The organism is Deltaproteobacteria bacterium (genome assembly GCA_040223695.1).
GTDB lineage: Bacteria > Desulfobacterota_D > UBA1144 > Nemesobacterales > UBA2774 > JAVKFU01.
The window spans coordinates 365,847-392,768 of record JAVKFU010000015.1; the positions used below are offsets into that span (position 1 = coordinate 365,847).

Sequence of the window (26,922 nt, forward strand, 5' to 3'; positions counted from 1 at the left end):
TACCCGCCTCTGTATTATTCGATTCCGAGTTGTTCATCGGTCTGTCTCCTGAAAAATTTCTGCACAACCGAAATGGTTGAATTATCGCGCAGATACTCGGGCTTGCCGGTTGCGATAATGCCCTTTGTGCTCTTATCAAGCATAATAACTCTGTCGGCTATGTTGTAAATACTGTTAAGCTCGTGCGTAACGATAACGAATGTAACTCCAAGGGTGTGCGAAAGCTGTATGATAAGCTCATCAAGCTCCGCTGATGTTATGGGGTCCAGCCCGGCGGACGGCTCGTCGAGAAACAGTATGTCGGGATCGAGCGCCATAGCCCTCGCGAGCGCGGCGCGCTTGATCATCCCCCCGCTAAGCTCGGAAGGCATTTTATTCTCGGACCCCGTAAGGCCCACCAGATTGAGCTTCATTCTTCCTACCAGTTCCATGGCTTCACTGTCCAGGTCCGTATATTCTTCAAGAGGGAGCATTACATTTTCAAGCACCGTCATAGAGCCGAATAGCGCCCCCGACTGGTACGCTACCCCTATTCTTTTCAATATATCGATTCTCTCGCTGCCCTCCGCCTGCGTAATGTCGTCGCCTTCTATGACGACGCTGCCGTGAGCGGGCCTGATCAAACCTATCATATGTTTGAGCAGAGTGCTCTTACCGCAGCCCGAGCCTCCCAATATTATGAACTTTTCGCCCTTATAAACATTGAATGAAATGTCATCAATAATTACCGTGTCCCCGTAGGCCGCGGTAAAATCACTGACTTCGATTATTATTTCTTCATGTTCCGTCATTTTATATGCCCAGCACGTAATAGAGGACTCCGAAAATTCCGTCCACGATAATCATAAGTATAATGCCTGTTACGACCGCCCTTGTGGCGGCGTCTCCCACCGCCGAGGGACCCCTCGAAGCCCTCATACCTGCAAGACACCCTACCCCCGCTATGATTACTGCGAAAAAGAGGGTCTTGAAAAGGCCCGCGAGCAGCATTACGTAAGTGCCCGACGCGGTGATCTGATTTATATATGTCGAGAAGGTATAGCCCAGAGACATAATCACTACAAGCCCCCCTATGAGTCCGAATAGATTGCCGAAAACGGTGAGCAGGGGCAGCATAAAAAGAGCCGCGATTACCTTGGGGAGTACCAGAAATTTTACGGGATCGAGCCCCATCGTATTAAGGGCGTCGAGCTCTTCATTTACCTTCATAGTGCCGAGCTCGGCGGCAAACGCGGAGCCGCTCCTGCCGTTCACCACAAAAGCCGTCATTAACGGGCCCAGCTCCTTGAAATAGGCTATTACTATCAGATCGGCCACAAAAACGTCGGCGCCGTATGTTTTCATCGGTATGGCGGATTGAAACGCTATTACGAGCCCAACCAGAAAATTTACAAGAGCAATAATAAAAAACGAATTGGCGCCGAATTTCTCCGATGTAAGAAGCACTTCGCTCCATCTGACTTTGAAGGGGTTGAGGAGGGCTCCCGCAAGCGCCGCTGTGATTTGTCCGGTAAATATGATATGTATCTTGATCTCTTCCCATACTTCATATGATTTTTCCCCTATCCTTACTATCGGATTTTTCGTTGATTCTGCGTCCGGTTGTGCAGTTTCTGAAAAATCCTCGGGCTTAAACAGCTCGTATAATTTGAGCAGGTCCTCCCGCAACCCCTCTATTTTGTAACTCCCCCCTCTTTGTCTCTGATGAAGGCCCAGCTCCATTAAAAGAGCAATACCGGAGGCATCACAGTACTCTATACCTTCGGCTTCGATTATAAGCTTGTTCGGTTTGGATTTTTCCACTGCGCTCAGGGCGGCTTTCCAGACCTCTCCCGTCGTATAAACGTCGAGGCGGCCCATAATTTTTAGTCTGAGAGTGTTACTGTCGTCTGCAACCGCTTCGAGCGTAGGAAGCGAAGAGCCGGAGCCTGAATTGTTCATATTTTTTGTTTTCGGTTAGTCTTTGAATGCTGAAATTATGCCATCAAAACGGTGGATTTGTTATCTGAGATTAACATAGATTATTAAGCGGAGTCAATTATGAAAGCCGATGCGCCTTTTGTACGGAATCTGGATGCCGTTTATCACGTCGAGATATTTCTCGTTTGCGCGGTAGCGGCGATACTATCAATCCGCCTGTTTCTTCATATGACCGGATACCCCCAAATCGGCAACAGCACTCTCCACATCGCGCATATGCTGTGGGGGGGACTCCTTATGCTGGTCGCCATAGTTATGCTGTTTTCATTTATCGGCGAGCGTATCGAGCTCTGGGCGGCAATACTGGGGGGAGCGGGCTTCGGGACTTTTATAGACGAGGTCGGGAAGTTCGTAACGAGCGATAATAACTACTTCTTCGAGCCCTCGGTCTCGATTATGTACATAGTTTTTATTCTGATAGTGCTTTCGATACATATGATCAGGTCAGGATGGACATTCACGGAAAAAGAATTTCTCGTGAACGCGCTCAGGGGACTTGAGGAAATAGCGCTCAGGGACCTCGACGAGGACGAGAAAAATAAAGTGATGCGCTATCTGGAAAAAAGCGAACCCGGTAATCCTCTGACAAAGGCGCTCACGGATATAGTAACAAGCTCCGCACTCGTGCCCGCACCCGAGCCCGGCTTATATACAAGGGTCAAGAAGGCTTTTAGAGGTTATTATGAGAGGATTGCGGGTTATCGTTATTTCAAAACAGCTATCGTTATTTTCTTCTTGCTCCAATTGATCATAACGTTATCTTACGTGGCCATTTTTACAGTTTTTATAGGTCTCGGCCCGGATAAATTTCTGAATATAAAAATCTTCGAAACTGTTGCCGACAGGCTTACCGGCCTTACGTTCATAGGCAAAGCTCAGATTTTCTCTTCCGCGTTATCGGGCTTGTTCGTATTCCTGGGGGTATATTACATAAGGAAATCCAGGCTCACCGCTTACAGGATGTTCGAGCGCTCGGTGCTCGTTTCGATATTGCTTACCTACGTATTTATATTCTACAGGGAGCAGTTTGCGGCCCTGGCCGGACTAGCGTTTAATATGTTTATATTGATCGGACTCAGGATAATGATAAAGAGGGAAGAGCAAAGGTCATAAAAAACGCAGGATTACGGACTGGATGCTTTTGCCGAATTATCCTAATGAAACGCCCCGGGACATGTAATAAATCAGAATAAAATAATACGATACAGGGAACACGAAGATAAGGCTGTCGAACCTGTCCAGCACGCCTCCGTGGCCGGGTACGATAGCGCCCGAGTCCTTGATACCCGCCCCCCTCTTGATGGAGGACTCTACCAGGTCTCCGAATACAGCCGCAGCCGCGATTATAATGGAAAACAGTATCGTCCAGTCCGAATTTAGCGGCGAGCCGAAACCGTAGTTGACCACGAGCCCCGTAAGTATGCACGCTGCCACCCCTCCGATCGTGCCTTCGACGGTTTTGCCGGGACTAATCCTCGGAGAGAGTTTATGTCTGCCTGTATAGAGTCCCGTAAAATACGCTCCGGTGTCGTTCAAAAAGGTGCACGCGACGGTGAAGAATATGTAGAAGAACCCCGGATCGGAAAGCCCTTCCCGGGTGAGGCTGAATAATTTTATCCCCTCCATGTCACTTATGTTCCTGACTAGCACGGCATGGCCGAGAAGCCAGCCGAGATAGATAATACCCAAGAGCGTAGCTCCGGCCCTCGTAATCGTGCTGCCTTCGCTTGTTTTCCTCAGCCCAAGTATGAGAACCAGGGCAACCGATAGTGTAAAGAAGAGTGAGAAATAGATGAATCCAATATAGGAAGATACGGCCAGGAGCAGCGACAGCACTATTCCCGAGTATTTGCCGTGCGGTATTTTTCTGGACTCGAGCAGATTACCGTATTCGATCTGACCGACTAGAACCAGAGCCATGATGAAGACCAGATAAACTATGCCCCCCAGCCTGAAAATCACGTACAGTATGGGTACCGCTACGGCAGCTGTTAGTATTCTCATCCATAAGTTGCTCATAATTTACAAGTAGATATAATTTCCCTGACCTGAATTATATTGCAAATATATGAATAAACCACAACATAGCACCGAAGATATTGAAGTGATTTTTAAGCCTGAGCAGAGGCCGATGAGCGTTGCCGTATTAGTTTCCGGCTCCGGGACCAATTTCACCGCGATTTACGAGGCGGAGAAGAGGCTTGAGGAGGCGGGTGAGAAGCAGTACGGGAGAATAGAAGCCGTATTCACCAATGTACCTCGTTGTAAAGGCGCCCTCAAGGCACGAGAATACGGCATTCCGGTTATAGGCCTGTCCTCGAAAATCTACTTCGACACGCTCGGCAGGAGCGCCGATGACGAGGAGGCGAGAGATTACTATGACTCGGCTGTAATCACCCTTCTAGAGCAGGTATGCGCTCCCGATATCATTGTGCTTGCCGGTTACAGAAGAAGGCTCGGAAATGTGTTTCTCTCCAGATATAAAAACCGTATCGTGAACCTGTACCCGGGGGATATCATAAAAGATTATCTTGTGAGAGGGGTGGACGCTCCGGTGCAGGCAATCAGGGCCGGAGAGAGCAGCATTAAATGCACCGTGTATCTCGAGAAGGCGGGTGAGCGCTTCGGTCCCGCCATAATGCAGTCGCGGCCCATATCGCTTGAAGGCTTCAGGGAGGACGACGCGCATCGGATGAACGAGCGCATACGCCGTGAGGGGGAATGGAAAATATTCCCTTACGCTGTGCATGAGATTATCGCCAGGGGCAGGCTCGGCATAGACGGGAATGATAATCTCTACCTCGACGGTAAAAGGCTCGGAAAAGGCGGTTTTCAGCCGGGCGGTTAAAATTTGCCGGTAAATATTCCGGCGGCGCTTAATATATTACCCCTGTTTCCCTTTTTCCCTTGCCCAGGTATCTCTCAGGGTTACGGTTCTGTTGAATACGGGCGACCCCGCTTTCGAATCCACGCAGTCGGGGGTGAAATAGCCGAGCCTCTCGAACTGATAATTAACTCCGGGCTTCGCGGCGGCGAGGCCGGGCTCCAGATAACAATCATCGAGCACAATGAACGATTCGGGGTTCAGAAAATCGGTATAATCTCCGCCGTCTTCTTTGCTCCCGGGCTCGGGGACTGTGAATAGCGGTTCGTAGAGCCTTACTTCGGCTTTGATCGCGTGTTTCGCGGATACCCAGTGGATTGTGGCTTTGACCTTCCTCCCGTCGGGAGAGTCCCCTCCCCTGGTCTCGGGATCATACGTGCAGTGTACTTCTTTGAGTTCCTCCCTTTCGTCTTTTACGACGTCCGTGCATGTTACGAAGTAGCCGTACCTCAGCCTCACTTCCCTGCCGGGGGAAAGCCGGTAGAATTTTTTTGGCGGGTCTTCCATAAAATCGTCGCGCTCTATGTATAATTCCCTTGAAAATGGAATCTTCCTGTTGCCCATGCTCTCGTCCTCGGGGTTATTCACAGCGTCCATCTCCTCGCTGAGGTCTTCGGGGTAGTTTGTAATTACTACCTTGAGTGGGTTTAAAACCCCCATCACCCTGAGCGCTCTCTTGTTGAGGTCTTCCCTGACGCTGTGCTCGAGAAGCGATATGTCGATTACGCTCTCCTGTTTTGTCACCCCTATCCTGCTGCAGAAATTTCTTATCGCCGCTGATGTGTAACCCCTCCTCCTGAGCCCCGATACGGTAGGCATCCTGGGATCGTCCCAGCCGGATACGTATCCTTTTTGAACGAGCTCAATGAGTTTTCTTTTGCTTAAAACGGTGTAGGTCAGGTTCAGTCTGGAGAATTCTATCTGCTGCGGGTGGTATATGCCGAGCTCATCCAGAAACCAGTCGTAGAGGGGGCGGTGATCCTCGAATTCGAGCGTGCAGAGTGAATGGGTTATCCCCTCAATCGAGTCGGATATGCAGTGGGCGTAATCGTACATGGGATATATAAACCACTTGTTCCCCGTTCTGTAGTGGGGCTCCGTCAAAATCCTGTACATGACAGGGTCCCGCATATTGATATTGCCCGAAGCCATATCTATTTTCGCCCTGAGCACGTGAGCGCCTTCCTCATATTCGCCGTTTTTCATACCCTCGAAAAGGTCCAGATTTTCTTCAACCGGCCTGTTCCTGTAGGGACTCTCTTTTCCAGGCTCGCTGAGTGTCCCCCTGTACTCCCTTATTTCATCGGGCGTGAGGCTGTCCACGTACGCCTTCCCATCCTCAATTAGCTCGACGGCGTAATCGTAGAGCTTCTGGAAATAGTCTGAAGCGTAATAGAGTCTGTCGTCCCACCCGTAGCCGAGCCATTTGACGTCGCTCTTTATGGCTTCCACGAACTCCGTCTCTTCCCTGGTCGGGTTCGTATCGTCGAACCTGAGGTTGCACGTGCCGCCGTACTCCTCCGCTATGCCGAAGTTAAGGCATATGGATTTCGCGTGTCCTATATGGAGGTATCCGTTAGGCTCCGGGGGGAATCTCGTGGCTACCCTGCCTCCGTACTTGCCGCTCGCATTGTCCTCTTCGACAATTGTCCTTATGAAATCGAGGCTCTTTTTTTCCGTATTCTGATCCATCTTACCTATCCGCACGGGAAATTTTCCGGAATTAATATTATACGATTGCCCGAAAACATCAAAAATAAAGTCCCGCGAAAAAATTGAAATATTTTATTGACTTATCCGTTCTTGAACCATTAAAATAATCCATAATGTATTTTCCCTCGTACAGACCCAGAAGATTAAGAAAGAACGCCCGACTGAGAGAAATGATAGCCGAGACCCGGATATCCCTCAGTGACCTCATATACCCCATGTTCGTAAGACCCGGGAGAGGCAAAAGGGAAGAAGTCGCGTCCATGCCCGGCATCTACAAGCAGTCGATCGACAATCTGGTAAAGGAAGCGAAAGAGGTCAGAAAGCTCGGCGTGAGGTCCATACTGCTGTTCGGTATTCCCGACCACAAGGATGAAGCAGGCTCCGAAGGGTACGACGAGAACGGGATTATTCAAAAAGCGCTCCGGGAACTAAAGAAGAAGGTCAAGGAACTCACTCTCATCACGGATGTCTGTATGTGCGAATATACGAGCCACGGCCACTGCGGGATAATAAAGGACGGGGACGTCGATAACGACGAGACAATTGAATATTTGGCCAGGATGTCGCTTTCGCATGTCAGGGCGGGCGCCGATATGGTAGCGCCTTCGGATATGATGGACGGAAGGGTCGGTGTAATAAGGGATGTACTCGATGAGAACGGATACGAGAATATTCCGATAATGGCCTATTCCGCGAAATACGCATCCGCATTTTACGGACCTTTCAGGGACGCGGCCGAGTCGCCCCCCCAGTTCGGGGACAGGCGCAGTTATCAGATGGACCCTCCCAACGTGAGGGAGGCTCTGAGGGAAATTGCGCTCGATATAGAGGAAGGGGCTGACATAGTGATGGTAAAGCCCGCGCTCTCCTATCTGGATGTAATCAGGGCGGCCAGGGAAGAGTTCAGTCATCCCGTAGCGGCCTATAACGTTAGCGGCGAGTATTCTATGGTAAAGGCCGCCGGCAGGCTCGGATGGATAGACGCAGAGCTTGTCATGATGGAGATACTGACCAGCATTAAGAGGGCCGGGGCCGATATGATTCTTACTTATCACGCGAAGGACGCGGCCAGGTTGATTAATAAAGCAAAGAAATAAACTATGGAATACCCTGCCTACAAAGTCGTCGAAGTGTCTCAGGTAACCGATGAAGAGCTCGAAAGGGTGATTAACAAATGGGTCGGAGAAGGATGGCTCCTCGACGGAATCCATTTCGCTATGAGGGAGTCATCAAAAAGGCCGTCCATGGCCTTCGTGGTTTTTACCTGTTTCTCCGGGCCTCGAAATCCGGATAAAGCCACTTAATCGGGGACTATGCTATTCCAGTTTATAAGCACCAGACCCGTGACAACCAGTATTATTCCTGCCAGCCTGAGTGACGTAATCTGCTCTTTCAGCAAAAAATACGCGTAAATCGTAGTGAATAGCGGGAACGTGGCCACTATAGGGATTATGTGGCTCGTGAGGTGTTCCTTGAGGACGGTGAAGTAGAGAAGGAGGCCCAGAATACCTCCTATAAAGCCGGCGATGCATATCCAGAGAAGCGAGGCGCCGTCCACATTCTTTATTTCCCCGAACCTGCCCGTGACGAAGGTTATTATTAACAACAGGCTGGTCGTGAAAATAAACCTGATCGTAAGCGCCGTCAAAGGCGCCGTCTTCACCAGACTCATCTTTTCGAAGATTGGAGCTACGCCCCAGATTGCCGCTACCAGTAAGGCCAAAGCTGCTCCTGTCATTTTTGCCTCCGGTTATATTATTATCGAGTAAGAAAATTATTCTCTTTTTAAAGATGCTTTTCTAGTTCCCTCAGATTTTCAATTCTGTCCACTCCGCCGTCCGATTTGAATTGCCCTTCCCTGTCCAGAAGAAGCGTCTTTATTCCGAGCGCCCTTGGTCCGTGAAAATCGTTTTCAAGGTCGTCTCCGATGTGCATGGACTCGCGTGGATCTGAGCCTGTTCTCTCAAGGGCGAGAGAATAAATCCCGTGCGCGGGTTTGGCGTGACCGGCTTCGCTCGATATGACGAACGTATCGAAGAATTGGTATATCTCGAGCCTTTCCATGACGTCATATACCCTTGAGTCGAAGTTTGAAATTATGCCGAGATTATATCCGCGCGACCTGAGCGTCGAAAGCACTTCTATCGTTTCCGGGAAGAGCGCCCATGCGTCGCTCCTGAAGACTTCGAACAGCTCATCGAAATGAGCGTCGAATTCATCGAACATCCCGACCTCGTTATATACATCCTCGACTACCGTGCGCCACCACTGTTTTTCGAGCCCCTTTCTTTCCTCTTTCGATACATTGCCGAAGGCCAGAGGCGGGGCCGAGCCGAACGCCCGGGAGAACGCCTTTTTTATACGCTCGGGACCGGCGTCAGAGCCGTATTTTCTCGCTACACCCGCGTAAGTATGGCCGAGACCCTCCCTGATATAAAAAAGGGTGTCCGCGGCGTCGAAAAATACGGTTTTTATCCTTCCGTTCTTCATCTTTTTTCCTTTTTGTGGGAATCGAGTGTTTAATATACACTCTATTTCGGAAAGGAGTAAGGTTATGAATAGCCGAGATGATAATGGGTATGCTGTCGCGGTGAGTGGCGATCTGTTTTTTTCATCAAAAATAAGACAGGCGGCTAAAATAAATAACGTAGTCGTTGATTTTGTCAAAAACCCGGACGGTCTGATAGATAAACTGGCTTCGCGTCCCCCTTCCCTTCTCGTCGTGGATCTGAACTATAAAAAAATCGAGCCTCTGGAGCTTATAAAGGTGCTTAAAATTACCCCCGGGCTTAAAGATATTCCGGTTATAGGGTATTTGCCTCATGTGGAAAAGGATTTAAAAAATAAAGCTGTCGAAGCCGGATACGATATCGTCCTGCCCAGGTCGAGATTCTCACGTGAAGTCGGGGATATACTGAAACGGTACACAGGAATCTAGAAGCGGCATTGCTGCGGGCTTCAGTAACCGAGATTTGGTCTGAGCCACTTCTCTACTTCCGGCAGCGGAATTTTCTTGCGCCCGGCGTAGTCCTCCGCCTGGTCTTTATCTATTTCGCTCACGGGGAAGTATTTTGATTCCGGATGCGCGAAATATAGCCCGGCCACGGAGCTTGGCGGGTATATGGCAAAATTCTCCGTAAGCCTGACTCCAATTTTCTCTTCGGCTTCGAGAAGTTTCCAGAGGGTTGCCTTCTCCGTATGATCGGGGCACGCAGGATATCCAGCGGCGGGCCTTATGCCCCTGTATTTTTCCTTTATCAGGTCCTCGAAGGACAGGTTCTCGTCTTTTCCGTATCCCCAGTTCTCCCTGGCTTTTTTGTGCATCATCTCGGCAAGGGCTTCGGCGATGCGGTCGCCGAGGGCCTGTATCATTATCGCGGTGTAATCGTCGTTTTTGGCTTTAAAGGAGTCGGCGAATTCTTCCACCTCCTCGCCCGCCGTGACTACGAATCCCCCAATATAGTCCTCTCTTCCGGAGTCTGACGGGGCGACAAAATCCGCGAGACAGAAATAAGTCTGATTTTCTCCCTTGTCTTTCTGCTGACGGAGGAAATGGAACGTATCAAGTATTTTATCCCGATTGTTATCCGTATATACTTCAACGTCGTCGCCCTTGCTGTTAGCGGGCCAGAATGACAGAACCGCTCTAGGCCTGAAACGCTTTTCAGCCCCGATCTGTTTAAGCAGTCTCTCGGCGTCATCGTAGAGGCTCTTTGCCTGTTTCCCCCATTTCTTGTGCTCGAAGATTTTCGGATATATGCCCTTGAGCTCCCATACCCAGAAGAAGGGAGACCAGTCGATGTAGGGAATGATATCCTCAATGGGTATATCATCCATTACTTCCGGCCCCAGGTTCTGAGGCGTATCTATTGGGGTGTTCCGCCAGTCGTCCGTAAATCTGCGGTCCCTGGCCTCTGCAATTGAGAGGTATTCCGTCTTGCTTTTTTTTGAGGAATGCAGTTCTCTCAACTCCTCGTGTTTTTCCTCCAGCTCCCTTGCGTATTTATCGTACTTTTCGGGGTTCAGGAGGTCGTTGCACACGTTTACCACAAGTGAGGCGTCCTGAACGTGGCTCACTACACCGCTGTACTGGGGCGCGATTTTTATCGCCGTATGCGCCCTGCTAGTAGTCGCGCCTCCGATAAGGAGCGGCGTTTTGAACCCCTGCCTTTCCATTTCAGAAGCGTTGTGAACCATTTCGTCAAGCGAAGGGGTTATAAGCCCGCTCAGGCCGATTATATTGGCGTCCATTTCCCTCGCCGTTTTTAGTATGTTTTCGCACGGCACCATGACTCCGAGATCAATTACCTCATAGTTGTTGCATCCCAGAACCACAGACACTATGTTCTTTCCTATATCGTGAACATCTCCCTTGACAGTCGCGATAACGAACTTACCTTTCGGTCTGCCGGCGCCCGATTTGGCTTTCTCGGCTTCCATGAAGGGCTCGAGATACGCCACGGCCTTTTTCATAACGCGCGCGCTCTTTACAACCTGGGGCAGAAACATTTTCCCTTCCCCGAAGAGTTTCCCGACAACTTTCATCCCCTCCATAAGTGGGCCCTCTATTACTTCAAGCGGCTTTTCGAATTTCCGGCGCGCCTCCTCTGTATCGTCCTCTATGTAATCCACAATCCCCTTGACAAGCGCGTGCGAAAGACGCTCCTCGACACTCCCCTCTCTCCATTTTTCGGTTTCTTTTTCTCTGACCTTTCCGGTGTCTTTAATCTTCTCCGCGTAATCTACGAGTATTTCGGTTGCGTCCAGTCTTCTGTTAAGGAGGACGTCTTCCACCTTTTCCAGGAGCTCTGGATCTATATTTTCATAGACCTCAAGCATTCCGGCATTGACGATAGCCATATCGAGCCCCGCGTTAATGGCGTGGTAGAGGAAAGCGCTGTGCATCGCCTCCCTGACTACATTATTGCCTCGGAACGAGAACGATATATTGCTTATGCCGCCGCTTGTTTTGGCTCCGGGACATACTGCTTTTATCTCTTTCACCGCCTCTATGAAGTCAAGCGCATAGTTGTTGTGCTCTTCTATGCCCGTCGCGACGGTGAGAACGTTGGGGTCGAAGATAATATCGTCAGGGTCCATGCCGACTCTTTCGGTCAGAAGCTCGTATACCCTCCGGCATATCCTGACTTTATCCTCTTTTGTCGCGGCCTGTCCCTTTTCGTCAAACGCCATTACGACCGCCGCAGCGCCGTAATGCATCACCTTCCAGGCCTGCTCGAGGAACTTATCCTCTCCTTCTTTCAGGCTTATTGAGTTGACAATCCCCTTGCCCTGAATACATTTAAGCCCCTCTTCAATTACGGTAAATTTCGAGCTGTCGATCATTATAGGGACGCGTGATATGTCGGGCTCGGACGCTATCAGGTTTAAAAAGCGCGTCATACAGGCCTCGCCATCCAGGAGCGCTTCATCGAAATTAACGTCTATGATATTCGCTCCGTTTTCCACCTGCTGCTTAGCCACGCTCAAAGCGCTCTCGAAATCGTCCTCCTTTATGAGCCGGGCGAACCTCGGGGAGCCTGTCACGTTCGTCCGCTCGCCTATCATTATAAAGGGGGCGTTTTCTCCTATATTAAGGGCTTCAAGGCCGCTCAGCCGGGTAGCAGGGCTGATTTCAGGTATTTTCCGGGGCGGGAATTTCCGTACCTTGTCCGCTATGGCCTTTATATGGTCGGGGGTTGTCCCGCAGCAGCCGCCTACAATGTTGACGAATCCGCTTTCTGCGAAATCCTCGAGATAGCTCGACGTATCCTCCGGGGTCTGATCATACCCTGTCTCGCTAAGCGGGTTCGGCAGTCCCGCGTTCGGGTAGCAGCTTATGTAGCAGTCCGCGATTCTGGAGAGCTCCTCTATGTAGGGCCGCATTTCCTGAGCGCCGAGTGCGCAGTTTATTCCCACGCTTAAGGGCTCTGCGTGCCTGACCGAGTTCCAGAACGCCTCTACGGTCTGACCGGAAAGCGTCCGGCCCGATGCGTCTGTAATCGTGACCGAGAGCATGAACGGAAGGCGAACCGCGTGCTCGTCGAAAAACCTGTATACGGCATATATAGCCGCTTTAAGGTTCAGGGTGTCAAAAGTGGTCTCCGCGAGGATTATATCGGTCCCGCCGTCTACAAGGCCGGTTACCTGTTCATAATACGCGTCCACCAGCTCATCAAAAGTTACGCCTCTCAGTGCCGGGTTGTTAACGTCGGGGGAGATTGACGCGGTTTTGGTCGTAGGGCCGAGCGCGCCTGCCACGAAGCATTTACGCTCCGGGTCTTCCTTCATGAATTCCTCGACAGACTCTTTGGCGAGCTCCGCCGCTTTTTTGTTGAGCTCGTAAACGATGTGCTCAAGTTTGTAATCGGCCTGTGAGATACGGTTTGCGTTAAAGGTGTTCGTCTCAATAATATCGGCTCCGGCCTCGAGGTAAAGACGATGTATTTCAGATATGATTTCCGGTCTCGTAAGGCATAGAAGGTCGTTATCTCCTTTGAGATCGTGCGGGTGCTCTTTAAATATATCTCCCCTGAAATCCTCTTCTTCGAGTTTATAGCGCTGTACCATAGTTCCCATAGCGCCGTCCATGAAGAGGATTCTCTCGTTCAGAAGCAGGCGTAGCGATTTGTAAGATTCATGTTCCGGTTTATTCATTTGACAGTATTATACCGAATTATATCAAAAGGCCCTTTTTGAAATGATTTCGATACGGGTTCTTTCTCAGCTCCAGTCGTCCCGCATTTTTCTCAATTTCTTGAAAACGGACACGGGCGAAGTGTCGAGTTCGGGATTTCTTTTCTTGAGCTCTTCTATTACTCCGGGCGCGTCATATCTGAGAAAAGGGTTATATTTCTTCTCTTCCCCTATTGTCGTGGGAGCAGGTTCTTCTCCCTGTGAGCGGCTTTCGAGCACTTGTTCGAGCTTATTTTTTGCCTCTGCGTTGTCAGGCTCTATATCGAGCGCGAATTTGAGGTTCGCCTCGGAATATTCATGGCCGACCAGAATTTTGTAATCCTCGGGCAGTGTCCTGAGCTTCGTATCAATGCTTTTGAACAGCTGCTCCCCGTCCCCTCTGTGCCGGAGGTTCCCGCAGCCGGCTAAAAAGAGCGTATCCCCTACGAACGCGTGGTCCCCCACGATAAGAGTCAGGTGCTCGGGACAGTGTCCCGGGGTGTGAAGCACCTCGAGCCCGATATTTCCCACCTCTATTACGTCGCCTTCGTCGATTGGCCCGCTTCTGGGGGAAACCAGATCCCGTCCCAGAGGATGGACGAGTATTTTAGACATCGTTACTTTCAGGATGGGGTCGTTTCCCCTGATATGATCGGGGTGGCAGTGCGTGTTGATAATGTGTCTGACACTGAGGCCGTTATCCCTGATGAAGTTCAGGACCTCGACCGGGTCGTAAGGGTCTATCACCGCGCATTCGGAAGTGTCGGTGCTCCAGATTATGTAATTATAGTTGCTGTCGCTTTCTTCCGTTCTTATTCTCGCGATCCCGTATCCGGGGCCGTTGAAAGTGTCCATATCCTTATCTCCGTTAATCCGTTTTGCGGTCCCTCAAATAAACAGGATAGTTATTATGCCATAAAATATTAATATTATTGATTGTTTTAGGTAAAATATATACTTAAGAACGAGGAATTTTAAAAGTATTAGCCTCGGTAGTCTCAAAAAGGTGACTATTTGAATATTACAAGATACCAGATAATTTTGGCTTTATTGTTTTTCTCTCTGTCTGCCGGATGCAATAAGGAACCGAAATACATACCGGGGATGAGCGTACAGGGATACAGGGCGTCCATTTCAAAGATACTGTTCTCCCCTATAGCCTTTGACGGCGCAACGGTTGCGGTCGAAGGCATAGTAAAGGATATAAACGAGGATTCCTCTGAGACCGAGAATGGGGTCATAACCTATTTCAAGCTGGCCGATCTGAATGGGAATTATGTAAATGTAAATATGCCCGGCTCCTGGGATATTGTTGACGACGACTATATGATCGTGGGCGGTGTGTACAGGAAGAACAGTAATGAAATTGAGGCCAGCCAGTTCGAGAAGATAGTATTAGAGGATAAGAACAAGACCGAGGAAATTGAAAAGCGGGACGAATGGTAAGACCTTTAACACGCATTCATTTTCTTTGACAACCCGGTAGTTAAAGGGTAATTTGATAGATTTATCCATCATATCCGCGGGGTATTTTATGAGTTTTGTGAAGGGACTTAAGTGTAAAGAATGCGGCGAGGAATACCCGAAGGAGCCACTTCATGTTTGTGAAACATGTTTTGGTCCCCTGGAGGCAGTTTACAACTATGACGAGATAAAGAAGGTGATTTCACGGGAGGTAATTGAAAAACGGGACCGCAATATATGGCGATACAAAGAGTTACTGCCCGTTGATCAGGAACCGACCGTGGGAGTCAAAGTAGGATATACCCCGCTCGTAAAGGCGGATAATCTGGGCCGCGCTCTGGGCCTGAAAGAAATATATGTAAAGAATGACGCTGTTTGTTTCCCGACCCTCTCATTTAAGGACAGAGTTGTTTCGGTAGCCCTTTCAAAAGCAAAAGAGTTCGGATTCAAGACGGCGGCCTGCGCCTCTACGGGCAATCTGGCAAATGCGGTCGCGGCGCTCACTACAGCCGGGAATCTGGAAAACTTTATTTTTATTCCCCACAATCTGGAAGAGGCAAAGATAATAGGCACTACAGTATACGGCTCTAATCTTATAGGAGTTAAAGGCGCTTACGATGATGTAAACAGGTTGTGCAGCGAAGTAGCAGGCAAGTTCGGCTGGGCGTTCGTGAATATCAACATGCGTCCATACTATGCGGAGGGCTCTAAATCCTTTGCCTTTGAAATGATGGAACAGCTCGGATGGCGCACACCCAAACATATAGTAGTGCCGATGGCGAGCGGATCGCTGCTGACCAAGGTATGGAAGGCGATAAAAGAGTTTGAAATGATGGGGCTTGTCGAGGAAAACGGCACAAAAATTTACGGCGCGCAGGCTACCGGATGCTCGCCCATAACAACGGCTCTCAAGAACGAATGGGAGATATTCAAGCCGGTCAAGCCCGATACCATAGCCAAGTCGCTTGCCATAGGCACCCCGGCGGACGGATTTTACGCCATGTGTGTAATGAGAGAGAGCGGCGGATGGGGAGAGGATGTGACGGATCGGGAGATAGTAAACGGAATAAAGCTTCTTGCCGAAACCGAGGGTATATTCACCGAGACGGCGGGCGGTGTTACTATGGCTGTAACTAAAAAGCTGATCGAGCAGGGAGTGATACCGAAAAACGAGTCCATAGTAGTATCCATAACGGGAAACGGGCTCAAGACTCAGGATGCCATCGTAAACGATGTCTCTCAGCCGCATATTATAGACGCTAATCTTGAAGAGTTCGAAGAGTTATATTCAAAATTAAAGGAACAAGAAGAAAAAGGAGGTTTGCAAGATGCCCTCTGTTCGCATTCCAACACCGCTTAGGAAGCTCACGTCCGAAAAGGACGAGGTTTCGATAAGCGCGGCAAATGTCGGAGAATTGATAGAAGAAATGGAAAGTCAGTATCCCGGGATTAAAGACAGGCTCTGTGATGAATCCGGAAATGTAAGAAGATTCATAAACCTGTACGTCAACAACGAAGATATAAGATTTTTAAGCGGGAAGGAAACCGCTTTAAAAGAAGATGACGTCGTATCCATAATACCTGCAATTGCGGGCGGGATCTGAATTCTAACACCTCTCCCCGGCACTAATCCGGGGACTCCGGGGCAGGATTACTTGTTGAAGAGTTCCTGAAGCCTGGACACAAACCGCTTCGTCATGGGAATGTTTTTCCCTTCGCTTGCCCTGGCAAACTCCTCCAGCAGGGCCTGCTGCTTTTTGTTGAGCTTGACCGGAACTTCAACTTGCACCTCTATGTAGAGATCCCCTACTCCCCTGCCCCCGAGTCTCGGAACCCCTTTCCCCTTTATTCTGAAAGTCTGACCGGACTGCGTGCCGGGAGGGATTTTGATAGTGCTTTTTCCCCGTGGGGTCGGTATCTCCACTTCATCCCCCAGAGCCGCCTGGACGAACGCGACAGGGACCCTGCAGTAGAGATCCTCGCCGTCGCGTCTGAAGAGAGGGTGTTCCTCTACGTGTATTTCTATATAGAGGTCGCCGTTAGGGCCGCCCATATGTCCTGTGTCTCCCTCGCCCCGGATCCGGAGTCTGGCTCCATTCGAGATTCCGGGAGGCACGTTTACCCTGACACTATGATCTGCCATAACATATCTGTCCCCGCCGCAGTTAACACAGGTTCTGGTAATCCTAGTGCCGGTTCCCCCACACGCGGAGCAACTCCTTTTTATAGCGAAAAATCCCTGTGAGTATTGGAACTCTCCTCTTCCCCCGCAGCTTGAGCATATTGTCTCTCCACCTCTCGCAGCCCCGCTTCCGCCGCACTCCGGGCACACTACGCTTCTGGGTATTGTGAGCTCTCTTTCGGCGCCCCCTACAGCCTCTTCAAACGAAAGTTCAAGGGAGTATTTGAGGTCTTTTCCCCTTTGGGCCCTCTCACGCGCACCCGCTTTAAAAACCTCTTCGAAAAGATTCCCGAAAATATCATTGAATCCGGCCTCGAAATCCAGATCGGAGAATATTCCTTCCGCTGATATATGGCCGAAACTATCGTATCGGGCCCTCTTATCGGGGTCTTTTAGTATCTGATATGCTTCGTTTATCCGCTTGAATCTTTCCTCAGCTTCCCTGTTTCCGGGGTTTCTGTCCGGGTGGTATTCAAAAGCGAGTCTCTTGTATGATCTTTTTATTTCTTCGGAGCTTGCGTTTCGTTCGATCCGCAAAACTTCGTAGTAATCAAAACTTGTCATCAAAAAGCATCCGTAAACTGTAATTATTCACTATCGCCGCGGGTCTCGCTATTTTCCTCCTGCCTGGTGTAAATTACCTCGGCAAATTTGTACGATGCTTCCTTAAGATGCTCAAGCACGTCCTTTACGTAGCTATAGTCCTCACTCTCAAGAGCCTCATTCATGCTCTTCATGGAGTCCTCTATGTTATCCTTCATCTCGGCGTCGATTTTATCCCCGTATGATTCGAGCGTTCTTTTGACGGAGTAAATTAGCCCCTCGGCCTCGTTTTTGAGCACCGCGAGGTCCCTTCGTTTCTGGTCGGTCTCCGAGCTGGTTTTGCTCTCTTCGATTATCTTGTTCATTTCATCTTCCGATAACCCGCCCGAGGTTACTACCTGTATAGCCTGTTTTTTCCCCGTGCCCAGATCTTTTGCCGATACATGGAGTATGCCGTCTGAATCCACTTCAAACGATACTTCTATCTGCGGCATTCCCCTCGGCGCGGGAGGTATGCCGATAAGGTTGAAGTTCGCAAGCGATATATTATCATCCACCATTTCCCTCTCTCCCTGAAGCACGTGTATTCCCACAAATTCCTGATTGTCGAAGGCTGTTGTAAATATTCTGCTCCTCTTCGTGGGAATTGTGGTGTTCCTTTCGATAATTTTTGTAAAGAGTCCGCCCCTTGTTTCAACACCCAGGGAAAGAGGCACTACATCTAACAGCAACACTTCCTCTACTTTACCCTCGAGTACTCCGCCCTGAATAGAAGCCCCTATAGCGACCACTTCCTCCGGGTTGATCCTGGTCTGAGGCTCTTTCTTGAATATCTCCTTAACCTTTTCCTCAATTTTCGGCATTCTGGTCATTCCGCCCACAAGAACGACTTCATCTATATCGGAAGGCTCGAGTTTTGCGTCCTGAAGCGCCTGGTTGCAGGGAATTTCCAGCCTGTCTATCAAATCCGATACGAGCTCCTCGAACTCCTGACGCGTTATTTTGTAATTAAGATGCTTGGGTCCGGACTGATCCACTGCGATGAACGGCAGGTTTATACTGGTATCCATGATTGAAGATAGTTCGTGCTTGGCCTTCTCGGAGGCTTCCCTTATTCTCTGAAGGGCCATCTTGTCTTCCCTGAGATCTATTTCATGCTGGCTGCTGAAGTCCTCGAGCGCAAGCTCGATGAGTTTCTGGTCGAAATCGTCCCCACCCAGAAAGGTGTCGCCGCTCGTGGATTTGACCTCGAAAACGCCGTTTGCCATTTCCAAAATCGTAATGTCGAAAGTACCCCCGCCCAGATCAAATACCGCTATCCTCTTATTTTCCGCTTTATCGAATCCATAGGCGAGAGCCGCCGCCGTAGGCTCGTTTATTATCCTTCTCACGTTCAAGCCCGCTATTTTGCCGGCGTCTTTGGTAGCCTGTCTCTGAAGGTCGTTAAAATGGGCCGGTACGGTGATCACCGCGTCAGTCACTTCGTAACCCAGATACTCCTCGGCAACCTGCTTCATTTTGGAAAGCACTATGGAAGAGATCTCCTGGGGGCTGTATGTCTTTGAGTTCGATTCGATCCATGCGTCGCCGGACTCGTTGGTCACAATATTGTAAGGAGCGAATCCAAGCGCTTTTTGCACTTCCGGCGAGTCAAAGCGTCTCCCTATCAGTCTCTTGACGCCGAATATAGTCGTGGTCGGGTTTACTACCGCCTGCCTTTTCGCCACTGCGCCGGCAAACCTGCTGTTGTCCTCGGTGAATGCGACTACCGAAGGTGTGACCCTGCTCCCCTCCTCATTCGGGATTACGACAGGGCTTCCGCCTTCAATTAAAGCGACGCATGAATTAGTTGTGCCGAGATCTATGCCTACTATAGCCATAAGATTTTTCCGTTAATACGTTTTAGGATTCCTCATCAGTTAAATTAAAGATATCCGAAGCCTCTTTTTCCTGACCTTCGGGCTCCTCACCGCCAGTATCGTAACTCCCCGGTTCGCCCGTGCCCTCGGGGCCCTTCGATACGGCCACCAGTGCCGGCCTGAGCAGCCTGTCTTTCAGCATGTACCCCCTGAGCATTTCGGATATTACCATTCCCGGCGTAATATCCGGGGACACAACGCGTTCGATTGCCTGGTGCAGCCGGGGGTCGAATTCCGTGCCGCGGGAAGCGTCTATAAACTGTACTCCGAATTTCTCGAGACAACTCAGGAACTGCTTGTGGACAAGCTTCACTCCCTCAAGAAGGGGTTTGGGGTCTTCCTGTACGTCGGAGTGCTCAAGGGCGCGTTCCAGGTTGTCCAGAACGTTAAGCAGGGCCTTTATCAATTCTTCATTTCCATATGCGATTATATCCGATTTTTCTTTCGCAAGCCTTTTTTTGTAATTCTCGAAATCAGCCGCGAGCCTCAAATATTTTTGGTAGAGCTCCTGGTAATCCTTGTCATCTCCTCTATCAACCTGGGTGTCGTTTTCTCCTTGCGTACTTCCGTTATCTTCGTCGATATTTTCAGTATCTTCGCTCAAATCGATTGGACCGTTTTTTTCATCACTATCGTTTGGATTCATTCTTGCCTCCTAATTCAATACATTACGCCGCCCTGAAATCTTTACTTTAAATGTAATTATAGCGCATTTCCTTTTGTTTTATTTTTACATGATTACAATTTACCGGTATCAGGGGAAAAATATTAAATTCCTTAAGAAAATATAATAATTGCGGTATGATTTGTCAACGCCGGGCGTCCGGGAAATCTGTTTTTTACATATATTCCCAAAGGCCGTCTCAATTTATTAAATTGTAGGCCACTCCTTCCAGTAACCCGGCGTCGCTTACAAGCATGCTATCGCACGAGAAGCGTTCAAGAGTTTCAAGCGTTATCATGATACCTGGGATTATGAGGTCTTCCCTTCCTGCTTCAAGCCCGGGTATTTTTATACGCTCCGGCTTGGGAAGCTCGGCAAGTGAGTTCAGTATTTCGGTAATCATGTGCCTCGTGAGGTTAAAGTTGTTTACAAGAGCCGGGTCGTAGGGGTCGAGACGCATTTCTATAGCGGCGAGCGTAGTGGGCGTTCCCGCAGTGCCTATAATAGTCAGATTGCCTGTATTTTCGGCTGGGGAAAGGAAATCGGAGAGCCCCTCTTCAAGCACAAGCTTAATACGGTTATCAAGCTGAAGGAGGTCTGATTCGGTGTCGATTTCATTCTTCAGATACTGCTCCGTAAGGCTTACTACCCCGAGATTAATGCTGTTAACATTCTTAATTGTTCCCTCGCTTACATAAACGTATTCGGTACTCCCGCCGCCTATATCGAATATCAAACAATCGGGTGTGCTGAAGGTTACGGAGTTCATAACTCCCGCGACCGTGAGTCTCGCTTCTTCCTCTCCCGTTATTATCTCGACGGGCAAACCCGTATCCCTGATTATTCTTTCCACAAACTCGGTCCCGTTCAGGGATTCCCGTACTGCGCTGGTTGCGACCGCTCTCACCTGATCTACGTTGTGTTTCTCAATTATTTTGGCGAAGTTTGAAAGAACACTCACGGACCTGTCAATCGCATTCTTATTTATGATTTTAAACTCATCGGAAAATCCTTCTCCGAGACGGGTGATTTCGCGTCCGATATAGAGCCTCTCATTCCTGTCGGCCAGTTTTGCCTCGAGTATGAGAAGCCTGAGGGTATTGGTGCCTATATCTATCGATGCTACTCGCAATTTTTTTCGGTTGATTTTATCGGTTTTCCGCGTCCGTAAAGCCCCATAATCCAGATCAATCGGTATCCTTATTCTACCGGGTTTTAAAAACATTTGTACTCTGTGAAAAGGATGAACGGTATCGAATATCGGGTGACGGCTTTTATGCACGCAAGGCCCGGAATCGTTTTCGGGCCCTGGCGGTTTATATGATATTCGATGGCAGGACCTGATTATCCGCCCCGGTTTTTAATGTTCCTCATCCGCCTTCGAGACCGAGGCTTCCTCTATAATTTTGGAAGCGAGATGGTCGGGAACCTCTTCATAGTGTGAAAAATCCATGCTGAAGGAACCCCGGCCGCTTGTGATCGATCTGAGCTCGGGGGCGTAGTGGAGGACTTCGGACATGGGAATCAGCGCCTTTACCAGATGCGTTCCGGCTATCGAATCGACTCCCGACACCTTTCCTCTCCTGGAGTTGACGTCCCCTATGACGTCACCCATGCATTCGTCCGGTATTGTTATTTCCATTTTCATCACCGGCTCTAGCAAAAGAGGCCTGGCATTTTTCATGGCCTTCCTGAATCCCATCGACCCCGCTATCTGAAAAGCTATGTCCGAGGAGTCCACTGGATGGTATTTGCCGTCGAAAAGCCTGACCTTTACATCCACTATAGGATACCCCGCTGCGACCCCTTTCTTCATCACTTCGAGCACCCCTTTCTCTACCGATGGTATGAAATTCCTGGGTATCGCCCCGCCTACTATATTGTTGACAAATTCGTATCCGGCCCCTCTGGGCAGCGGCTCTATCTCAAGCCACGCGTCTCCGTACTGACCTCTGCCGCCGGTCTGCTTGATGTATTTGCCCTCCGCTTTGGCCTTACCCCTTATAGTTTCCTTATAAGGAACTCTCGGGGTTTTAAGCTCAACATTGACCCCGTAAATATCCCTGAGCTTGTTTACTATTACCTCCACGTGGGACTGTCCCGTTCCGGAAAGCAGGAATTCCTTCGTCTCCTCGTCGAGGCGATACTGAAAGGTCGGGTCTTCTTCCTGGATCCTGGCCAGCGAGGGATTGAGCTTGTCTTCGTCGTTACGCGTTTTAGGCTCGATTGCGTACGACAGAACCGCCGGGGGGAGCGGAGCCGCTTTAATTACGACCGGATTCGACTCATCAGTAAGCGTATCCCCCGTTTCCGCGTCCTTGAGTTTATTGACAGCGACAATATCACCGCACGCTGCAGTGCCCAGGGCGGTCTCTTTTTTCCCTACCAGCCGGTGCAGATGCCCTAATTTTTCTTTAACCCCTTTCGTAGAATTATAAATGCCGGAATCTCCGTTGAAGGATCCCGAATATACTCTGAATATACTTATTTTGCCCGCATAAGGGTCGGAAATGGTTTTAAATATATATGCGGAAAAGGGCTCGTTTTCAGCAGGCTTAATTTCGACCTTTTCTCCGTCAGTACCGATTCCCTCTACCGGCTTTCTTTCCACGGGTGAAGGGAGGTACTTGGTAATAGCGTCTCCCAGTACTTTAACGCCCACCATATTGGTGGCCGATCCCGGGAAGACAGGAAATATTTTTGCGTCGAATATGCCTTCATGAAGCATCCTTATTATAGTATCCTCTTCTATCGTTTCTCCGTCGAGATACTTCACAAGAAGGTCGTCATCAAGTTCGGCTACGGCTTCTACGATCCTTTCTCTCGCCGCTCCGGCCGCTTCTTCCATCTCGGAGGGAATAGGCCCCTCTTCCACATTTCCGGAACCGTCGTACGTATACGCCTTCATTTCTATCAGGTGAATTACGCCCTTTAAATCATGATGCTGTCCTATGGGAAGGGCCAGAGGCAGTACCTTCAGGTTGATTTCCTTTGATATGCTGCTTATTGTGTCTTCGAAGCTTGTATTTTCCCTGTCGAGCTTGTTAATGAAAATAATCTTGGGTATTTCCCCGGTCATCTCCCAGTATTTTCTTATCTGAACGCCCGTGTCGGCCCCGACCGCGCCTACGACGACAACCGCGCCATCAACTACTTTAATCGCGTTTTCCGCTTCGTACAGAAAGTTTAAAAAGCCGGGTGTATCGATGAGATTTACTAGATTGTTTTTGGTTTCGTAGAAGGCTACATGGGCATTGATCGACATCTTACGGTGCTTTTCTTCGGACTCGTAATCCAATACTGAGCTGCTGTCGTCAACCTTGCCCAATTTTTCGGTGGCGCCGTGTATATAAAGGATAGCTTCAGCCAGAGAAGTCTTGCCGGCGCCATGGGGAGCGACGAGAGCAACATTCCTGATACTTTCTCTACTGTACTCCTTCATGGAAGGGTCACCTCCGTATTCTTTTATTGACAAAAATCCTAATCACAGCCTTTCTGCTCTCCTCTTGCATGCAATTAACATTTACAAATTTGTCTTATGTGATTTACGGAGAGTAGAGATTTAGTTCTTGGAGTATTTTCTCCTGAATCTCTCCACCCTGCCTTTAGCTTCCGCTGCCCTTTCTTTTCCTGTGTAGAAAGGATGACAGTTGGAGCAAACCTCTACCGTGAAATCTTCAAATCGTGTTGATTTGGTTTTATATTCGGCCCCGCAGGAACAGCTTACGGTGACTTCTTTGTATTCGGGGTGAATTTCCGGTTTCATTCTTAATACCTCCTGGTTCGCGGCAAAAATTACCTTCTCGATCTTAAAAAATTCCTGAATTGTTAATACTAAATTAACATTTAATTGTTTAGTGAGCAATAGTTTGGACTCGTATCATGAACTTTGAGAGAAAAATAAAGGCGGCACGCGGCCGCCTTTATTGTGTTGATTAAACCTGCCCGTCCTGTATTTACATCTTACGATTTTATTTTTCGGTAAATTCGGCGTCTATAACGTCGTCGCCGTCTTTATCATCGCTGCCTGATTCGGTTTCTTCACCGGAGGCTCCTTGTTCGGAGCCGTCAGTTTCCGGCTGCGCCTCGGCCTCGCTCTCTCCGGCTGCGCTTTCGGCCTGCTGTTTGTACATAAGCTCCGCAAGCTTGTGAGAGGCCTGTGTTATCTTTTCTGTTGCGGCCTTTATCGACTCGGGGTCATCGCCTTTAATGGCGTTTCTACCCTCTTCGAGAGCTTCTTCGAGTTCCTTCCTCTCTGTATCGGACAGTTTGCCCTCAAATTCCTTAAAGCTCTTGTCGGTTCTGTAGACAAGCTCGTCGAGTTTGTTTCTGGTCTCGATAAGCTCGTGCCGCTTTTTGTCTTCCTCCGATTTTTCTTCCGCATCGGTTACCATTTTTTCAACCTCTTCCTTGCTCAGACCGCTCGAAGCCTCAACCCTGACTTTCTGCTCTTTCTGAGTGGCAAGGTCCTTGGCCGAGACGTGAAGAATGCCGTCGGCGTCTATGTCGAAAGTTACTTCTACCTGAGGTATGCCCCTTGAGGCAGGAGGGATGCCGTCAAGTATAAATCTCGCAAGTGTTCTGTTGTCGGTCGAAATCTGCCGCTCACCCTGGAGAACATGTATCTCTACTGATGTCTGGTTATCCTCCGCCGTTGTGAATACCTGGCTTTTCTTGGTGGGAATAGTTGTGTTTCTCTCGATTATCTTTGTCATAACTCCGCCCAGTGTCTCGATTCCGAGTGAGAGCGGGGTGACATCGAGAAGAAGAACATCTCTTACCTCGCCGCCGAGAACAGCTCCCTGAATCGCGGCTCCCATGGCCACTACCTCGTCGGGATTTATTCCCTTATGCGGCTCTTTGCCGAAGAAATCTGTTACCACCTTCTGAACCATCGGGATTCGGATCGAGCCACCGACCAAAATAATCTCATTAATATCACTTGCTTTTAAACCGGCGTCTTTAAGCGCCTGGCGGCACGGCTCGAGTGTGCCCTTTACCTTGTCTTCGATTAGCTGCTCGAATTTCGATCTGGTTATCTTCATAACCAGGTGTTTCGGGCCTGCGGAGTCCGCTGTTATGAACGGCAGGTTTATTTCGGTTTCAAGGGTGTTCGAGAGCTCGATTTTCGCCTTCTCCGACTCCTGTCTCAATCTCTGAAGCGCCATCTTGTCGTTTCCGAGATCGATACCCGATTCTTTCTTGAATTCATCTATTATGTATTCCATCACCAGTCTATCGAAGTCGTCACCCCCGAGATGGGTATCTCCGTTTGTGGATTTAACCTCAATTACGTTGTCTCCGACTTCCAGGATGGAAATATCGAATGTGCCGCCCCCCAGGTCATATACCGCTATAGTGCCTTCGTTCTTTTTATCAAACCCGTAGGAGAGCGCGGCTGCGGTGGGCTCGTTTATAATCCTTTTTACTTCCAGGCCCGCAATTTTTCCGGCGTCCTTGGTAGCCTGTCTCTGACTGTCGTTAAAATAGGCCGGAACGGTTATCACCGCCTCTTTGATCTCGTCGCCGATATAGTTTTCCGCGGCTTTCTTGAGTTTCATAAGCACATGAGAGGAAATCTGGGGGGGTGAATAATCCTTGCCCATTACCTCCACCCACGCGTCATCATTCTTTGATTTCACAATTTTATAGGGGAGTGATTTAGCCTCGTCTTCTACCTCCTCAAAACGTCTTCCCATTAGTCTCTTTACAGAAAATATGGTGTTTTCGGGGTTTACGACCGCCTGCCTTTTAGCGGGGCCGCCTACGAGAGTTTCTCCCTCTTTTGTAAAAGCCACGACTGAAGGGGTTACCCGGGCGCCCTCCTCGTTAATGATTACTTTCGGCTCACCGCCTTCGACTATCGCAACCACAGAGTTTGTCGTACCCAGGTCAATACCTATAATCTTTCCGCTTTTTGCCATTTATTTCGCCTCCTGATTTTTTATATTCTTGTTTCAGTGTCCGATGAGTAACCTTCGTCTACGGTTGTCTCCACTTCGCCCCTCAGTTTTTTCAGGGCCCGGACCTCTATCTGTCTCACTCTTTCCTTGGATATTCCCAGCTCGTCGCCGAGTTCTCTCAATTTACTCTGCGGGTCCGTTAGATACCTGCTCTCTATTATTCTTTTTTCCCGCGGGGAAAGTTTTTTTAATCCGGACCTGAGCCCTTCACGGGCAAGCTCTCTGTCTTCAATCGATTCGATCAATTCTTCCTGACTTGATCCGTCATCGGAAAGAGCATCGAGATACGTAATGGAATTATCCTCCGTAGAAGCCGAGTCGAGCGAAAAATCCCTTGAAGCCACTCTGAGCTCCATGTCAATTACGTCTTTATCTTTCACTCCGAACAATTCGGCTACTTTCCTGACATCTGTTTCAGTCATTTCCCCGTTGTTTATATCCAGCTGCTTCTTTGCCCTGCCTATTTTGTGGAAGAGCTTTCTCTGGGCCTGCGTTGTTCCTATCTTAACATGGCTCCAGAATTTCATTATGTGGTTCTGAATTTTAGCCCTTATCCACCAGACAGCATAGGATATAAGCCTGTATCCCTTGTAGGGATTGAACTTTTTAACAGCTTTCATTAACCCTATTGTTCCTTCCTGTATAAGGTCAGTAAGGGGAAAGCCGTACGAAATGTATTCAGAAGCGATCTTTATCACAAACCTGAGGTTGGATACAACAAGCTTGTTCGCAGCTTCCAGATCGTCATTATCCTCATAATACCTTACGGCCAGCTTATATTCCTCTTTTTTGCTTAAAACCGGGTATTTTTCGATTTCCTGAAGAAAAATACCGAGCGGTTCCCTTACTGCTAGTGCTTTCATAGCTTTAAAACCTCCTTTTTCAAAACTAATCATCATTAGGGAAATGTCAAGGGGATAAAAAGCTGAAAACGT

The 26,922-nt window shown here is 49.1% G+C and carries 24 protein-coding genes; 8 read left to right on the forward strand and 16 right to left on the reverse strand.

Translation table 11 applies throughout. The features are described 5' to 3' along the window. Positions 1 to 14 precede the first annotated feature (14 nt). Together RIG61_05895 and RIG61_05900 are read right to left on the reverse strand one after the other, a co-directional pair. Positions 15 to 791 (reverse strand): ATP-binding cassette domain-containing protein, encoded by a 777-nt coding sequence (locus RIG61_05895; GenBank protein ID MEQ9618686.1) that lies wholly within the window; start codon positions 789 to 791, stop codon positions 15 to 17. A 1-nt stretch (position 792) separates the two neighbouring features. After that, positions 793 to 1,941: an ABC transporter permease gene (locus RIG61_05900; protein MEQ9618687.1), complete on the reverse strand. Its 1,149-nt coding sequence runs from the start codon at positions 1,939 to 1,941 to the stop codon at positions 793 to 795. A 99-nt stretch (positions 1,942 to 2,040) separates the two neighbouring features. On the opposite strand from RIG61_05900, the gene RIG61_05905 reads away from it, so the two are divergent. Continuing rightward, positions 2,041 to 3,093 (forward strand): hypothetical protein, encoded by a 1,053-nt coding sequence (locus tag RIG61_05905; GenBank protein ID MEQ9618688.1) that lies wholly within the window; start codon positions 2,041 to 2,043, stop codon positions 3,091 to 3,093. 36 nt (positions 3,094 to 3,129) lie between these two features. Here the strand turns inward: RIG61_05905 and RIG61_05910 are convergent, their stop codons facing one another. Next, positions 3,130 to 3,984 carry a phosphatidate cytidylyltransferase gene (locus RIG61_05910; GenBank protein ID MEQ9618689.1) on the reverse strand — a complete coding sequence of 285 codons (855 nt, stop codon included), beginning with the start codon at positions 3,982 to 3,984 and terminating at the stop codon, positions 3,130 to 3,132. A gap of 64 nt (positions 3,985 to 4,048) precedes the next feature. Between RIG61_05910 and RIG61_05915 the strand changes: the two genes are divergently transcribed. Continuing rightward, positions 4,049 to 4,828 (forward strand): formyltransferase family protein, encoded by a 780-nt coding sequence (locus tag RIG61_05915; GenBank protein ID MEQ9618690.1) that lies wholly within the window; start codon positions 4,049 to 4,051, stop codon positions 4,826 to 4,828. A gap of 36 nt (positions 4,829 to 4,864) precedes the next feature. Here the strand turns inward: RIG61_05915 and RIG61_05920 are convergent, their stop codons facing one another. Then, positions 4,865 to 6,556: a glutamine--tRNA ligase/YqeY domain fusion protein gene (locus RIG61_05920; GenBank protein ID MEQ9618691.1), complete on the reverse strand. Its 1,692-nt coding sequence runs from the start codon at positions 6,554 to 6,556 to the stop codon at positions 4,865 to 4,867. 134 nt (positions 6,557 to 6,690) lie between these two features. Here RIG61_05920 and hemB point away from each other — a divergent pair, with 134 nt between their 5' ends. Both hemB and RIG61_05930 read left to right on the forward strand, forming a co-directional pair. Beyond that, positions 6,691 to 7,674, forward strand: coding sequence for a porphobilinogen synthase (gene hemB / locus RIG61_05925; protein MEQ9618692.1), 984 nt, complete (start codon positions 6,691 to 6,693; stop codon positions 7,672 to 7,674). Positions 7,675 to 7,677: 3 nt separating this feature from the next. Continuing rightward, entirely contained in the window at positions 7,678 to 7,881 is a 204-nt protein-coding gene (locus RIG61_05930) for a DUF4177 domain-containing protein (GenBank protein MEQ9618693.1), read from the forward strand. Here RIG61_05930 and RIG61_05935 read toward each other — a convergent pair. After that, positions 7,878 to 8,315 (reverse strand): EamA family transporter, encoded by a 438-nt coding sequence (locus RIG61_05935; GenBank protein ID MEQ9618694.1) that lies wholly within the window; start codon positions 8,313 to 8,315, stop codon positions 7,878 to 7,880. The genes RIG61_05930 and RIG61_05935 overlap by 4 nt on opposite strands. Before the next feature lie 47 nt (positions 8,316 to 8,362). Next, entirely contained in the window at positions 8,363 to 9,067 is a 705-nt protein-coding gene (locus RIG61_05940) for an HAD-IA family hydrolase (protein MEQ9618695.1), read from the reverse strand. 64 nt (positions 9,068 to 9,131) lie between these two features. Here RIG61_05940 and RIG61_05945 point away from each other — a divergent pair, with 64 nt between their 5' ends. After that, a complete protein-coding gene (locus tag RIG61_05945; GenBank protein MEQ9618696.1) occupies positions 9,132 to 9,515 on the forward strand; it encodes a response regulator in 384 nt (127 codons plus the stop codon). Between the two features lie 20 nt (positions 9,516 to 9,535). Here RIG61_05945 and metH read toward each other — a convergent pair whose 3' ends face one another. After that, a complete protein-coding gene (metH, locus tag RIG61_05950) occupies positions 9,536 to 13,234 on the reverse strand; it encodes a methionine synthase (protein ID MEQ9618697.1) in 3,699 nt (1,232 codons plus the stop codon). A gap of 66 nt (positions 13,235 to 13,300) precedes the next feature. After that, positions 13,301 to 14,107 (reverse strand): hydroxyacylglutathione hydrolase, encoded by an 807-nt coding sequence (gloB, locus tag RIG61_05955; GenBank protein MEQ9618698.1) that lies wholly within the window; start codon positions 14,105 to 14,107, stop codon positions 13,301 to 13,303. Positions 14,108 to 14,266: 159 nt separating this feature from the next. On the opposite strand from gloB, the gene RIG61_05960 reads away from it, so the two are divergent. From RIG61_05960 to RIG61_05970, 3 genes are all read left to right on the forward strand, one after another. Beyond that, positions 14,267 to 14,698 carry a hypothetical protein gene (locus RIG61_05960; GenBank protein MEQ9618699.1) on the forward strand — a complete coding sequence of 144 codons (432 nt, stop codon included), beginning with the start codon at positions 14,267 to 14,269 and terminating at the stop codon, positions 14,696 to 14,698. 88 nt (positions 14,699 to 14,786) lie between these two features. Beyond that, positions 14,787 to 16,076 carry a threonine synthase gene (gene thrC / locus RIG61_05965; GenBank protein ID MEQ9618700.1) on the forward strand — a complete coding sequence of 430 codons (1,290 nt, stop codon included), beginning with the start codon at positions 14,787 to 14,789 and terminating at the stop codon, positions 16,074 to 16,076. Next, complete coding sequence (locus RIG61_05970; protein MEQ9618701.1) at positions 16,045 to 16,320, forward strand: MoaD/ThiS family protein; 276 nt, start codon at positions 16,045 to 16,047, stop codon at positions 16,318 to 16,320. The genes thrC and RIG61_05970 overlap by 32 nt, the downstream gene beginning before the upstream one ends. Before the next feature lie 47 nt (positions 16,321 to 16,367). On the opposite strand, the gene dnaJ is transcribed toward RIG61_05970, so the two are convergent. The 8 genes from dnaJ to RIG61_06010 all read right to left on the reverse strand — a co-directional run bounded on the left by dnaJ (position 16,368) and on the right by RIG61_06010 (position 26,850). Further along, complete coding sequence (gene dnaJ / locus RIG61_05975) at positions 16,368 to 17,462, reverse strand: molecular chaperone DnaJ (GenBank protein ID MEQ9618702.1); 1,095 nt, start codon at positions 17,460 to 17,462, stop codon at positions 16,368 to 16,370. Positions 17,463 to 17,485: 23 nt separating this feature from the next. Then, positions 17,486 to 19,321, reverse strand: coding sequence for a molecular chaperone DnaK (gene dnaK / locus RIG61_05980; protein ID MEQ9618703.1), 1,836 nt, complete (start codon positions 19,319 to 19,321; stop codon positions 17,486 to 17,488). A 22-nt stretch (positions 19,322 to 19,343) separates the two neighbouring features. Next, the gene (gene grpE, locus RIG61_05985) at positions 19,344 to 20,006 is read right to left on the reverse strand and encodes a nucleotide exchange factor GrpE (GenBank protein ID MEQ9618704.1); all 663 of its coding nucleotides are present in this window, start codon (positions 20,004 to 20,006) and stop codon (positions 19,344 to 19,346) included. 217 nt (positions 20,007 to 20,223) lie between these two features. Further along, positions 20,224 to 21,156 carry a Ppx/GppA phosphatase family protein gene (locus tag RIG61_05990; GenBank protein MEQ9618705.1) on the reverse strand — a complete coding sequence of 311 codons (933 nt, stop codon included), beginning with the start codon at positions 21,154 to 21,156 and terminating at the stop codon, positions 20,224 to 20,226. A gap of 228 nt (positions 21,157 to 21,384) precedes the next feature. After that, positions 21,385 to 23,466, reverse strand: a complete 2,082-nt coding sequence (fusA, locus tag RIG61_05995) for an elongation factor G (protein MEQ9618706.1) — start codon at positions 23,464 to 23,466, stop codon at positions 21,385 to 21,387. 120 nt (positions 23,467 to 23,586) lie between these two features. Next, positions 23,587 to 23,790, reverse strand: a complete 204-nt coding sequence (rpmE, locus tag RIG61_06000) for a 50S ribosomal protein L31 (GenBank protein MEQ9618707.1) — start codon at positions 23,788 to 23,790, stop codon at positions 23,587 to 23,589. Positions 23,791 to 23,995: 205 nt separating this feature from the next. After that, positions 23,996 to 25,948: a molecular chaperone DnaK gene (gene dnaK / locus RIG61_06005; protein ID MEQ9618708.1), complete on the reverse strand. Its 1,953-nt coding sequence runs from the start codon at positions 25,946 to 25,948 to the stop codon at positions 23,996 to 23,998. A 20-nt stretch (positions 25,949 to 25,968) separates the two neighbouring features. Next, positions 25,969 to 26,850: an RNA polymerase factor sigma-32 gene (locus RIG61_06010; protein ID MEQ9618709.1), complete on the reverse strand. Its 882-nt coding sequence runs from the start codon at positions 26,848 to 26,850 to the stop codon at positions 25,969 to 25,971. Positions 26,851 to 26,922 lie beyond the last annotated feature (72 nt).

Excerpts from the sequence above, each read along its gene's own strand:
- RIG61_05915 (MEQ9618690.1), top strand. The coding sequence starts at position 4,049 with ATGAATAAACCACAACATAGCACCGAAGATATTGAAGTGATTTTTAAG.
- RIG61_05930 (MEQ9618693.1), top strand. The coding sequence starts at position 7,678 with ATGGAATACCCTGCCTACAAAGTCGTCGAAGTGTCTCAGGTAACCGAT.
- fusA (MEQ9618706.1), bottom strand. The coding sequence starts at position 23,466 with ATGAAGGAGTACAGTAGAGAAAGTATCAGGAATGTTGCTCTCGTCGCT.
- dnaJ (MEQ9618702.1), bottom strand. The coding sequence starts at position 17,462 with ATGACAAGTTTTGATTACTACGAAGTTTTGCGGATCGAACGAAACGCA.
- rpmE (MEQ9618707.1), bottom strand. The coding sequence starts at position 23,790 with ATGAAACCGGAAATTCACCCCGAATACAAAGAAGTCACCGTAAGCTGT.
- RIG61_05920 (MEQ9618691.1), bottom strand. The coding sequence starts at position 6,556 with ATGGATCAGAATACGGAAAAAAAGAGCCTCGATTTCATAAGGACAATT.
- RIG61_06010 (MEQ9618709.1), bottom strand. The coding sequence starts at position 26,850 with ATGAAAGCACTAGCAGTAAGGGAACCGCTCGGTATTTTTCTTCAGGAA.
- RIG61_05945 (MEQ9618696.1), top strand. The coding sequence starts at position 9,132 with ATGAATAGCCGAGATGATAATGGGTATGCTGTCGCGGTGAGTGGCGAT.
- RIG61_05900 (MEQ9618687.1), bottom strand. The coding sequence starts at position 1,941 with ATGAACAATTCAGGCTCCGGCTCTTCGCTTCCTACGCTCGAAGCGGTT.
- grpE (MEQ9618704.1), bottom strand. The coding sequence starts at position 20,006 with ATGAATCCAAACGATAGTGATGAAAAAAACGGTCCAATCGATTTGAGC.
- RIG61_05905 (MEQ9618688.1), top strand. The coding sequence starts at position 2,041 with ATGAAAGCCGATGCGCCTTTTGTACGGAATCTGGATGCCGTTTATCAC.
- RIG61_05970 (MEQ9618701.1), top strand. The coding sequence starts at position 16,045 with ATGCCCTCTGTTCGCATTCCAACACCGCTTAGGAAGCTCACGTCCGAA.
- dnaK (MEQ9618703.1), bottom strand. The coding sequence starts at position 19,321 with ATGGCTATAGTAGGCATAGATCTCGGCACAACTAATTCATGCGTCGCT.
- metH (MEQ9618697.1), bottom strand. The coding sequence starts at position 13,234 with ATGAATAAACCGGAACATGAATCTTACAAATCGCTACGCCTGCTTCTG.
- gloB (MEQ9618698.1), bottom strand. The coding sequence starts at position 14,107 with ATGGACACTTTCAACGGCCCCGGATACGGGATCGCGAGAATAAGAACG.
- RIG61_05935 (MEQ9618694.1), bottom strand. The coding sequence starts at position 8,315 with ATGACAGGAGCAGCTTTGGCCTTACTGGTAGCGGCAATCTGGGGCGTA.
- RIG61_05910 (MEQ9618689.1), bottom strand. The coding sequence starts at position 3,984 with ATGAGAATACTAACAGCTGCCGTAGCGGTACCCATACTGTACGTGATT.
- RIG61_05940 (MEQ9618695.1), bottom strand. The coding sequence starts at position 9,067 with ATGAAGAACGGAAGGATAAAAACCGTATTTTTCGACGCCGCGGACACC.
- RIG61_05895 (MEQ9618686.1), bottom strand. The coding sequence starts at position 791 with ATGACGGAACATGAAGAAATAATAATCGAAGTCAGTGATTTTACCGCG.
- hemB (MEQ9618692.1), top strand. The coding sequence starts at position 6,691 with ATGTATTTTCCCTCGTACAGACCCAGAAGATTAAGAAAGAACGCCCGA.
- thrC (MEQ9618700.1), top strand. The coding sequence starts at position 14,787 with ATGAGTTTTGTGAAGGGACTTAAGTGTAAAGAATGCGGCGAGGAATAC.
- dnaK (MEQ9618708.1), bottom strand. The coding sequence starts at position 25,948 with ATGGCAAAAAGCGGAAAGATTATAGGTATTGACCTGGGTACGACAAAC.